The following is an 11,501-nucleotide window of genomic DNA, read 5'->3' as shown; positions in this document are numbered from 1 at the left end:
TTACCTAAAGCCATCTTATAATTGAATTGAAGAGCGTTTTTATCTTCTTTGGCAAAAAAGCTTGCCGATCTATTTTTTTCTGATGCCCACTACCTCAGACATCCTCGCAATTTACAAAAAATACAAGACTTCTAAAAATGCCTTGCCTATGGAATAGTGACAAATTCCTTGGCCAATCCCAAATAATCTTTCGCTCCGTAGGAAGAAGCATCGTAATCAATCACACTCTGCCCGAACGAGGGAGCCTCGGCCAGTTTTACGTTCAGCCTGATGCGTTGCTGGAAGATGTACTCGTCCACGTTCTCTTTCAGGTAATCCTCAATCTCGGTGCTCAGCTTGCGGCGTTTGTCATACATGACCACTACAATGCCCTTTACTTTAAGTTTAGGGTTCAGGGTCTTTTTAATCTGCTGCACCGTGTTCAGGATCTGCCCCAACCCTTGTAGCGTAAGCACCTCCATCTGCAGGGGGATCAACACTTCTCGGGAGGCAGCCAGGGCGTTCACCGTAAGCAGCGACAAAGAGGGCGGACAGTCAATAAGGATGTAATCATACCCTTTCACCTCTTTTAACAAATGCTGCAAAAAACGTTCCCTTTCCTCATGGTTCACCAGGGAGATCTCCACGTCCACCAGTTCATTGGAGCCCGGGGCCACAAAAAGACCATTCCTTTCCTGAATACAGTCTGCCATTTTATCCTTGCCGGTGAAAACATCCGCGAGGGTGCAGGACGGCTCGGTAATCCCTAATGAATAAGAGAGATTCGCTTGGGGATCAAGATCGATTAACAACACGCGTTTACCCAGTTTTTGCAGGGCGCTTCCCAGGTTGATAGTAGTGGTGGTTTTACCCGTCCCCCCTTTTTGGTTGATGACCGATACGATAGTTGCTGCCATAGGTTACAGAAAAAAGAAAAAATATTTCTTGGTGTGGTGCGAGCCGCTAAACTACAAATAATTATAGGCCTATTAAGCTGTTTAGGGCTTCTTTTCAGGAAATCAGGCCCAAAACAAAAGATTATTCGCGGTACAGGGTCTGCAGCTTGCAGGTGCCCGCCCGCAAGTTTTCCCAGGAATAGCCGTTGAAATGCAGATGCGCAATGGAAGCCGGACTGAATGATACTTCCTCATGGGCCAGGGTAGACGCGAAAAAGGCGACGGTGGGGTTATGCCCCAACAAGAGCAGCGTATCCACCTCATCGTCCACGCCGTGCGCTAGGTCCAATAGGTCATGCTCAGAGCCGTAGTAGATCACGCGCTCCATTTGCACGGGCACCTTCTGGCCCAGCCCTTCCAGCAGGTGCTCCAGCGTCATCTGGGTCCTGAGGGAGGTACTGCACAGGATTAGCTCAGGTACCAGGTTCTGCTTCTTGAGCCAGAGGCCAGCCTCCCCGGCCTGCCGCTGCCCATACAGGGTGATTTCACGGTCAAAGTCTGATTGCTCAACGGCTTTGTCTGCCGCGGTGGCATGCCGCATTAATAGGAGATTCTTCATGCGATAAGTATACTTAAAAACTTTTTTACCCCCCTAAGGTATATTCTTTTACCTCATGGGAACAATCGGCATAAAGATAGTGGTTGGATTGTCTCAAAAAATTACTACATCTTTGAAAAAATTTTGGGCACTGCCCTGCTCTATTCCCATATGATAAAAAACTTAGTAATTGTGGAGTCGCCGGCCAAGGCCAAGACCATTGAAGGGTACCTGGGGAAGGATTTCATTGTGAAATCCAGCTTTGGGCACGTGCGCGATCTCCCCAAAGACAATAACGCCATTGACATCCAGAACGGCTTCAAGCCCACCTACGTGGTCAACGCTGATAAGCGGGAGGTGATTTCGCAGCTGAAGAAACTAGCGAAGGAGGCCGAAACGGTTTGGTTGGCATCCGACGAGGACCGTGAGGGAGAGGCTATTTCCTGGCACTTGTCTGAGGCCCTGAACCTGAGCGAGGCCAAGACCCGCCGCATCGTGTTCCGGGAGATTACCAAGAACGCCATTCTCAATGCCATAGAAAACCCGCGCTCTATAGATACAAACCTGGTGAACGCGCAGCAGGCCCGCCGCGTGCTGGACCGTCTGGTGGGTTTTGAGTTGAGCCCGGTGCTCTGGAAAAAAATTAAAACTGGTCTTTCCGCTGGGCGCGTGCAGTCTGTGGCCGTACGCGTGGTAGTAGAGCGTGAAAGGGAAATAGAACGTCACAAGGCGGTTTCTGCCTACAAGGTGGTGGCCCAGTTTGATGCCGGCGGCAAACGTATGGAGGCGGAACTGAACACCCGGTTCAAAACACAGGCCGAGGCCGAGGATTTCCTACAGCGCTGCATTGGTGCGGCATACGGCATAGAAAGCCTTGAGAAAAAGCCAACCAAGCGTAGCCCCGCGCCACCCTTTACCACCTCCACCCTGCAGCAGGAAGCCAGCCGCAAACTGTCTTTTTCAGTAGCCCAAACCATGACCGTGGCCCAACGCCTGTACGAGGCTGGTAAGATCTCCTACATGCGTACCGACTCGGTGAATTTATCGCAGGAGGCCATCAACGCGGCGGCGGCGGAGATTTCGCGCTCTTTTGGTGAAAACTACGTGAAAACGCGTCAGTACAAAACCAAATCCAAATCAGCGCAGGAGGCCCACGAATCCATCCGTCCCACGGACTTTGCCGCCCTGCAGGTGAGTTCTGACCGCAACGAGCAGCGCTTGTACGATCTGATTCGGAAACGCGCCATCGCCTCGCAGATGGCCGATGCCGAGATTGAGAAAACCACTGCCACCATCTCTATAAGCGGACAGCCTGAGCGCTTGGTCGCCACAGGTGAGGTAATCCGTTTTGAAGGGTTCCTGAAGGTGTACACCGAGTCTACCGACGATGAGGAATTGGCCGACGATGATGTGAAAGGCATGTTGCCGCCGTTGACCGAAGGACAGGCTCTGAACCTGCAGCGCATGCAGGCCACCGAGCGGTTCAGCCGCCCTGCTCCCCGCTATACCGAGGCGAGTTTGGTGAAGAAACTGGAAGAAATGGGCATCGGGCGACCGTCAACTTACGCACCTACCATCTCCACCATCCAAAAGCGTGGGTACGTGGAAAAAGACAATCGCGAAGGAAAAGAAAGAGCCTACAATGTGCTTACCCTGGAGAAAGACCAGATCTCTGCCCAGAAGAAAACCGAGATGGCCGGCGCCGAAAAAGCCAAGCTGTTCCCCACCGATATTGCCATGGTGGTGACCGATTTCCTGGTGTCTCATTTTGAAAGTGTGATTGACTATTCCTTCACCGCCAAAGTAGAGGAAGAATTTGATGAGATAGCCGCTGGTAAAAAGCAGTGGGACAAGATGCTGGGTACTTTCTACTCAAGTTTCCATCAAACCATTGAGACCAGCGCCAACGTGGAGCGGTCTACCGTGAGCGGGGCACGTGAACTGGGGGTTGACCCAATCTCTGGCATGAAGTTGATCGCCAAATTGGGCCGCTTCGGACCCTACGTGCAGTTGGGTGAGGAAGTGGAAGGCACTGATGCCAAACCTGTGTATGCGAGCCTGAGAAAAGGTCAGTTCCTGGAGTCTATCACACTGGAGCAAGCCTTGGAATTATTCAAACTGCCGCGGGTGGTGGGTGAGTTCGAGGGCAAGGATATGAAAGCCGCCATCGGACGGTTCGGCCCTTACATCCAGCACAACAGCAAGTACTACTCGCTGCCCAAAGACCTGGATCCTTTGCTGGTCAATGAGCCTGAGGCCATCGCCCTGATTGAAGCCAAGCGCAAAGCCGATGCCGAGAAGATGATCAAGACGTTCCCGGAGAACCCAGAGGTAACGGTATTGAACGGACGTTTCGGACCTTACATCTGCGTGGGCAAGAAGAACGTAAAGATCCCCAAAGGACAGGAACCCGCCGAACTAACTTTGCAGCAGTGCCTGGACCTTGCTGAGGCCACCCCGGACAAACCAGCCCGCGGAGGCTTCAAGAAGAAAGCGGCCCCAGCCACCGATGCCCCTGCTGCCAAGAAGACTGCCGCCAAAAAGCCTGCCGCTAAGAAAGCCACCGGCACCAAAGGAACCACAACTAAGAAAGCCGCCCCTAAAAAGAAGGCTGAGTAAAGGAAGAAATATCGGCGATAAGCCAGTATTCGTAAGTGATTGAGCCCCGTTTTGGGTTTGTTTTGATGAAAACAGACCCAAAACGGGGCTCTCCTTTTCTAAAGATTTGCGTACTTTAGGCTGGTTGCACCTTCTACGTTGGGCAAAAATATGAAACAGAAAATTGTGGTATTGACTGGGGCTGGCATCAGCGCGGAGAGCGGTTTGGCTACCTTCCGGGACGCAAACGGTTTGTGGGAAGGGCACGACGTCATGGAAGTGGCTTCGCCGGAAGGTTGGCAAAAGAACCCCAAACTGGTGTTGGACTTCTACAACCAGCGTCGGAAAAGCGCTTTAGGCGTGGAACCCAACGCTGCCCACAAAGCCCTGGTAGACCTGGAGCAGAAATACGACGTGCAAATTATTACCCAGAACGTGGATGACCTGCACGAACGTGCCGGGTCTTCCAATATCCTGCACTTGCACGGGAAACTTTTTGAAAGCCGCAGCACCAAAGATGAGAACCTCATCTACCCCATGACTGGCTGGGAACTGAACCTGGGTGATCTCTGCGAGAGAGGCTCTCAACTGCGGCCCAACATTGTCTGGTTTGGTGAGCCGGTGCCCCTCATTGAAAAGGCCGCTGAAGAAACCATGCACGCGGATTACCTGCTCATCATAGGCACCTCGCTGCAAGTGTATCCTGCCGCTGGGCTTATCTCCTACGCGCCGCATGACACCCCCATTTACCTCATCGACCCCAACACTCCGCCTATCTCGCACCGAAGGAATTTCACCATCATTCAGGAGAAAGCCACCGTAGGCGTGCCTAAATTGGTCAAGAAACTGCTAGGAGAATAGGCGGCGTTTTGCCCTTTTTTGAAAAAAATCGGCTAAAAAAAACACTCACTCACTCACTCACTCACTCACTCACTCACTCACTCAACTTGGAAATTCCCAGGCTTTCTGCGGGTTATACCAGAGCTCTTCTCCCCTTATTTCCAGCGGTGAGGCAAAGTTGTTGTGGTACAGTTGGCCAGTTCCCAAGCCCTGCGGCAAAGGATTGTTCAAGTCAGAGGCGAATTGGGCGATAGCATTCAGCCCGATGTTGGACTCCAGCGCAGAAGTTAGCCACCAGTCAATACCCAGGGAGGTAGCTACCTGTATCCACTCGCGGCTGCTCACCAATCCGCCAATTAAGGTAGGCTTAATGATGATGTACTGCGGCCGGATCAGGTTGAGCAGGTTCCATTTGTTTTCCTCGCCGGTAATGCCAATCAGTTCCTCGTCCAAGGCAATGGGAATGGGCGACACCTCGCAAAGCAGCTTCATTTCCTCCAGTTGCCCCGCTTTGATGGGCTGCTCCAGTGAGTGGATATGGAAGGCAGCCAAATCCCGTAGTTTTTCCTCGGCGTTGGCGGGTGAGAAAGCTCCGTTGGCATCCAGGCGCAGCTCCAACTCCTGCGGGCTCGCCATGGTTCTGATCTCCTTCAGAATCTTGAGTTCCTTGGCAAAATCAAGCCCCCCGATTTTCAGCTTGAGGCATGTGAAGCCTTGGGCCATCTTGTTTTCGATCTGCTCCCGCATAAACGCGAGGTCTCCCATCCAGATAAGCCCGTTGATTCTGATGCCTTTCTCAGACCGGGAGAACGGGGTGTTATACAGCATCCGTTTGGCGCCCCGCAGGTAGTCCACCCAGGCCGTTTCGGCGCCGAAGCAGATGGAGGGCCAGGCGCTGAGGGTTTGCCAGAAAGCAAGAGACTCCTCCGTTTCCGGTACCTCCAGGCGCAGGTCGTTGTACTTCTGGCAGATGCGTTCCAGCAACTTATGGAAAGTGGGCGAGTAGTCGGGGCTGAGACCTGGCAAAGGCGAGCATTCGCCCCAGCCCTGCACCTCGGGCGCGTTGGTGTGGTGCACTCTAATGTAGTGCGCCAGGTGGGTTTTCATGGCGCCCCGCGAGGTGCGGGCATCAAATTTAAAGGACAGTTCCCTAGAAAACGGAGTTAAAACAAAAGGCATAGACTTTTTATCTCACAGGTGAAGGTACAACCTTTCATCTTATTATTAGTTTAGTAGGTGTAAATACGAAATTCCTCATGGCTTCCTCCACACAGAACGGTGTCACTGATTTGCTGGCCCGTTACCAGGCTATCCGGCAGCAGACCGAAAAAATCTGCGCTCCCCTCACCCCCGAAGATTCCGTGATGCAACCCATGGCCGATGTGAGTCCGCCTAAATGGCACCTGGGGCACACCACCTGGTTCTTCGAGACCTTTATCCTGCTCCCCAACCTGCCGGCTTATAAGGCCTTCCATCCGCAGTACGCCTTCTTTTTCAACTCGTACTACAACAGCATGGGCAGCCGCATCGCCCGCTCAGACCGGGGCACCTTATCTCGGCCGCCGCTGGAGGACATTTACGCGTACCGCCGTCACGTGGATGCCGAGATGGAAAAGGTACTAACGGACGAGAAGTATCTGCAAAACACGCAGCTTGCCCCTGTGATGGAACTGGGCCTGCAGCATGAGCAGCAGCACCAGGAACTGCTCCTCACCGATATCAAATACATCATGAGCTGCAATCCGTTGCTTCCTTCTTATCAGCTTAAACCAACCACTGTTTCCGGCTCCATTTTACAAAAACAGCCCCAAAACGAGTGGAGCACGGTACCGGCAGGCCTTTACCACATCGGCTTCCAGGGCGAGGGTTTCTGTTTTGACAATGAGCTGCAACCGCACCAAGTCTACCTGGCCGAGTTCCAGGCCCGCCGTACCCTGGTGACCAATGCCGAGTACCTGAAGTTTATAGAAGCCGGCGGCTACGCCGATTTCACCCTTTGGCTGGACGAGGGTTGGCAAATAAGCCAGCAGCAAGGCTGGCAAGCGCCTCTGTACTGGCTGAACCAGGAGGACGGGTGGTACCATTTTACTTTGCACGGCCTGGAGAAGGTTGATCTGGAGGCACCTGTTACGCACATCAGCTTTTTCGAGGCCCTGGCTTACGCGAACTGGAGCGGGCACCGGTTGCTCACCGAGTTTGAGTGGGAAGCCCTGGCCCAACTTCATGCAAACCCTTTGAACGAGGGCAACTTCATGGAAAGCGGCATGTACCATCCGGTTCCGGCGAACTTGCCTGAGGATGCTGAAACAGCGGCGCAGCTCCTGGGCAATACCTGGGAATGGACCTACAGCGGCTATTTTCCGTATCCGGGGTTTGTGACCGCGCCGGGCGCCATTGGCGAGTACAACGGCAAGTTCATGGTGAACCAGATGGTGCTGCGCGGTGGCTCCTGCGCTACACCCCAAAGCCACATCAGACCTACGTACCGCAATTTCTTCCACGCTGACAAACGCTGGCAATTCACCGGCATCAGGCTGGCCAAAAGATAATCTATATTCACTCCTATGACCCTCACCTCTACCCATACCCGCCTGATTGACCTGTTGCCCACCCGCGTTTCTGATGACAACGGCTTGGCGCAGGATGTAATGCAAGGCTTGAGCCAAAGCCCCAAAAAGCTCTCTTCTAGATTCTTTTATGACGCCAAAGGAAGCCAGCTTTTCCAGCAGATCATGCAGTTGCCCGAGTACTACCTCACCAAGCTGGAGCACCAGATCCTAGAGAAGCAACGGAAGGAGATCCTGTTCGCCATGGACACCCACACGCCTTTCCAACTGGTGGATCTTGGTGCCGGCGATGCCTACAAAACCAAACTGCTCCTGGCTGAACTGGTAGCCTCCAAAGCCGATTTCTCCTACGTGCCCCTGGACATCTCCGATGACCAGCTTAACCTGTTGCTGGAGGACCTGCACCACCGCTTGCCCAAGCTGCCCGTGCAAGCGCTGGCCGCCGAGTATTTCCAAGGCTTGGAATGGCTGAACCAAAACCAGCGCCAACGCAAAGTGGTGTTGTTCCTGGGCTCCAACATCGGGAACTTTGACCTGGAGGAGGCCCGCAACTTCCTGTGTACCCTGCGCCAAAGCCTGAATCCTGAGGATGCCTTTCTGCTGGGCCTGGACCTGCGCAAAGACCCCGAGAAGATGCGGCGCGCCTACGCCGATGCCGCCGGCGTGACTTCGGCCTTCAACCTCAACCTCCTTCACCGCATCAACAAAGAGCTGCAGGCAGACTTTGACCTGGATCAGTTTCAGCATTTCGCGGAGTATGACCCGTTGGAAGGCACCATGCGCAGCTTCCTTATAAGCAAAATAAACCAGAAGGTGCATATTGAGGCCATCGGGCAGACTTTCTCCTTTGAAGCCTGGGAAGCGATCCATACGGAGAACTCCTACAAATTCTCTTTGCGGCAGGTGGAGGAAATGGCCGGGGCTTGCGGCTTCAGGGTGCAAGACGTGTTCACAGACCCTAGCCACGGCTTCGCCGATGTCCTCCTGAGACCGGTTTAATTGCTGATTGTTGATTGTTAATTGTTCGGCTTTGCATAATTTGTCTATCCTGTATTAGGCCTGTTTTTCTTAAAATAGAACCAATGCAGGATAGAGAATTATTTCAATCTGTTTTGCATGTGAAATTGACCATTTAGTTAAGACACCTAACTTTATCGCAAGTCCAATCAATTAGCAATCAACAACTAACAATTATCAATCAATATTCAAAATGGATGTCATTCCGCTGCATTTAGGTGTCAGTCATTTCCACACGCCCGCTGTGGCCGTTATGGCCATGCAAGAGGCGGTGGGCCGGCACAACACGTACTATGGCCCCAACGAAGGCCTTCCGGAACTGCGGTACGCATTGGCCCAACGGTACCTGGAAGATGAGAACGCACCAGTACCAGCCGAGCAGATTCTGATCACGCACGGTGCCAAGCACGCCATTCACCTGTATCTGCAAAGCCTGCTACATCCCGGCGACGAGGTGGTGGCCCTCGCCCCTTACTGGTTTGCTTTCCCGGAGTTGATCAGGCAGAGCGGTGGGAAACTGGTAACGGTGCCGGCCAACCCAGAGGAAGGCTACGCGATCAACCTGGAGGACCTGCGCCAGAAAATCACCCCAGACACCAAACTGCTCATCCTCACGAATCCGGGCAACCCTACTGGGAAAGTATATTCGCTGGCTGAGTTGCAGCAGGTGGCCCATCTGCTGGAGGAGTTCCCGAACCTGCACTTGCTCTCAGACGAAATATATGATGGTCTTGCTTACCAAGGCAGAGTAAACAGCTTTTTACACTTTGAGCACCTGCGAGATAGAGTAGCCGTGGTCAATGGATTCTCCAAGTCCTTCGCCATGTCTGGTTGGCGGATTGGTTACCTTATAGCGCCCTTTGACATCCTGCACAAAGCCACTGAACTGCAGCTAAAACTTATCTCAGGGGTGTCTCCTTTTCTACAGGCGGGCGCCGCCGCGGCCACCCAACACCGGCACCAGATCTGGCAGCATTTCAGAACAGATTTGGACACGAGGCGGCAACTTGTTATTCAGGAACTGGAGCAAATGCCAAAGCTAAAATTCACTGTGCCAGATGCGGGCTACTACTTCACCCTTCAGGTAGACGACTGCCTTCAACCTAAAGATCCAGCCTCACCATTTCAATTGGTGGAGGAATGGGCTGCTGCCCTCAAAGACCAGGTAGGCCTGGAGGTCTTATGCGGCACCAAGATGGGCATGCCTACCGCAGTAAGAATGTCTTTCGCCTTACCCGAGGAGGTTCTGGAAAGCGCCCTATTGCGCCTGAAAGCTTTCGCCTCCTGATTCCATTCCCTATTACTTCTATCTGGTGGTTTTTAGATCAGCTAAGGCGCATATCCGTGTTTATTCTTAACAACCTATCTTTTAGCTCATTAAACCCAACCAATAAATCAATTAGGTCATATTGAAAATAAGTTGGTTAACCTTTCAGTTTTGAAGGCGTCCTAGTTTAAGGAGATCATTTTAGAGGCTTTTCTGAAAAAGAAGGCTTAAAACGGTTAACAACATAAAGGATTCCCTCCTAAGCTTTTTCAGGTAATCAGCTTAGATGATCTGCTCTTCTCGCTGTCTTGGACATTTGTCCTTAGGGATAGGGAAAATAGCCGTAGCTTTGCGGCCTGTTTTACAAATTTGCCCGTGATTTTCTCTCCCCACTACCGCGAACATTATAAGAGTACCTTCTGGCTGGCCTACCCAGTGGTCCTGAGTCAATTGGGGCACATCCTGGTGTCCGTAGCTGACAGTATAATGGCGGGCCGGATTGGGACGGCGCAGTTGGCGGCGGCCTCGCTGGGGAACAGTATCTTCACCATCACGCTGGTGTTTGGGTTGGGTATCTCATACAGCATCACGCCTTTGGTGGCCCGTGCCGATGGCCGGAAAAACCATACCCGTATCGCCTTGATTCTCTTGAATGGCTTGGTGCTGAATACCGGCATGGGCGTACTGCTGTTTTTGGCGTTCTGGGGCCTCTCTCCTTTTATTGCCTATTTGAACCAACCGGAAGAGGTAGTGCGCTTGGCCATCCCGTACGTGAACATCCTGTTCCTTTCCATGGTGCCGCTGATGGTGTTCCAGGCCTTCAAGCAGTTTGCCGAGGGGCTATCGCTCACCAGGCAGTCTATGTACATCTCCATCTTTGCCAATGTGGTGAACGTGATTTTGAACTACGTGCTCATCTACGGGAAGCTAGGGTTACCAGCCTTGGGTTTGAACGGAGCAGCCTGGGCCACGTTCATCTCGCGGGTGCTCATGGCCCTCATGATGGCGGCTTTCATTTACTACTCTCCCCGTTTTGGACGGTACCGCAAATACCTGCGCCGGCAACATATTTCCTGGACGCACATGTCGCGCATGTTCAAGATTGGCTTGCCTATTTCCTTGCAGATGATCTTTGAGATGGGGGCTTTTAGCTTTTCGGCGGTGATGATTGGCTGGGTAGGCGCCCGCGATCTGGCGGCGCATCAGATCGCCCTTAACGTGGCCTCGGTGACCTATATGATGGCAAGTGGCATTTCGGCGGCGGCTACCATCAGGGTGGGGAAACTACGAGGCTCCGGCGATTTGCACGCCGCCCACGTGGCAGGTCATAGCAGCCTTATCCTGGGAGCTTTGTTTATGGCAGGCAGCGCCACTTTGATCATCCTGAGCAAGGACCTGATTCCGCATTTATACGTGAAGGATATGGCGGTACACGCGCTGGCCTCTAAACTGCTCATCATTGCGGCTGTTTTCCAGTTGTCTGACGGTGTACAAGTGGTGGGACTTGGAGCCTTGCGCGGCCTGGAAGACGTGAAAGTGCCTAGTATGATCTCTCTGGTTTCCTACTGGTTAATTGCTTTGCCTATTGGTTATGCCTTAGGATTCTGGCTGAACCTGGCAGCAGTGGGCATCTGGCTGGGGCTGTTAACCGGCCTTACCATTGCGGCGGTTTTACTATTTTTCCGGTTCAGGAAATTGAGTCCGCAATAATTTTATTTATAACTTAGTTGTGATAGGAG

9 protein-coding genes are annotated in these 11,501 nt (G+C 52.7%); 6 read left to right on the top strand and 3 right to left on the bottom strand.

From position 1 onward, the window contains the following. Positions 1 to 146: 146 nt before the first annotated feature. Both FOA19_RS12045 and FOA19_RS12040 read right to left on the bottom strand, forming a co-directional pair. Entirely contained in the window at positions 147 to 896 is a 750-nt protein-coding gene (locus FOA19_RS12045; RefSeq protein ID WP_149091067.1) for a ParA family protein, read from the bottom strand. 121 nt (positions 897 to 1,017) lie between these two features. Next, complete coding sequence (locus tag FOA19_RS12040; RefSeq protein WP_149091066.1) at positions 1,018 to 1,494, bottom strand: SixA phosphatase family protein; 477 nt, start codon at positions 1,492 to 1,494, stop codon at positions 1,018 to 1,020. A gap of 150 nt (positions 1,495 to 1,644) precedes the next feature. Between FOA19_RS12040 and topA the strand changes: the two genes are divergently transcribed. Together topA and FOA19_RS12030 are read left to right on the top strand one after the other, a co-directional pair. Then, complete coding sequence (gene topA / locus FOA19_RS12035) at positions 1,645 to 4,092, top strand: type I DNA topoisomerase (protein ID WP_149091065.1); 2,448 nt, start codon at positions 1,645 to 1,647, stop codon at positions 4,090 to 4,092. Positions 4,093 to 4,242: 150 nt separating this feature from the next. Beyond that, entirely contained in the window at positions 4,243 to 4,932 is a 690-nt protein-coding gene (locus tag FOA19_RS12030; protein ID WP_149091064.1) for an SIR2 family NAD-dependent protein deacylase, read from the top strand. Positions 4,933 to 5,013: 81 nt separating this feature from the next. On the opposite strand, the gene FOA19_RS12025 is transcribed toward FOA19_RS12030, so the two are convergent. Further along, entirely contained in the window at positions 5,014 to 6,090 is a 1,077-nt protein-coding gene (locus FOA19_RS12025; RefSeq protein ID WP_149091063.1) for an o-succinylbenzoate synthase, read from the bottom strand. Positions 6,091 to 6,167: 77 nt separating this feature from the next. On the opposite strand from FOA19_RS12025, the gene egtB reads away from it, so the two are divergent. The 4 genes from egtB (at position 6,168) to FOA19_RS12005 (ending at position 11,472) form a co-directional block, all read left to right on the top strand. After that, on the top strand, positions 6,168 to 7,460 hold the full coding sequence (gene egtB / locus FOA19_RS12020) for an ergothioneine biosynthesis protein EgtB (RefSeq protein WP_149091062.1): 1,293 nt from the start codon (positions 6,168 to 6,170) through the stop codon (positions 7,458 to 7,460). A gap of 15 nt (positions 7,461 to 7,475) precedes the next feature. Beyond that, a complete protein-coding gene (gene egtD / locus FOA19_RS12015) occupies positions 7,476 to 8,477 on the top strand; it encodes an L-histidine N(alpha)-methyltransferase (RefSeq protein WP_149091061.1) in 1,002 nt (333 codons plus the stop codon). 211 nt (positions 8,478 to 8,688) lie between these two features. Continuing rightward, complete coding sequence (locus tag FOA19_RS12010; RefSeq protein ID WP_149091060.1) at positions 8,689 to 9,783, top strand: pyridoxal phosphate-dependent aminotransferase; 1,095 nt, start codon at positions 8,689 to 8,691, stop codon at positions 9,781 to 9,783. Positions 9,784 to 10,137: 354 nt separating this feature from the next. Further along, positions 10,138 to 11,472: an MATE family efflux transporter gene (locus FOA19_RS12005; RefSeq protein ID WP_317132033.1), complete on the top strand. Its 1,335-nt coding sequence runs from the start codon at positions 10,138 to 10,140 to the stop codon at positions 11,470 to 11,472. Positions 11,473 to 11,501: the final 29 nt, after the last annotated feature.

The organism is Rufibacter hautae (assembly GCF_008271695.1).
Lineage (GTDB): Bacteria > Bacteroidota > Bacteroidia > Cytophagales > Hymenobacteraceae > Nibribacter > Nibribacter hautae.
This window is presented reverse-complemented; position numbering and strand designations above follow the sequence as displayed.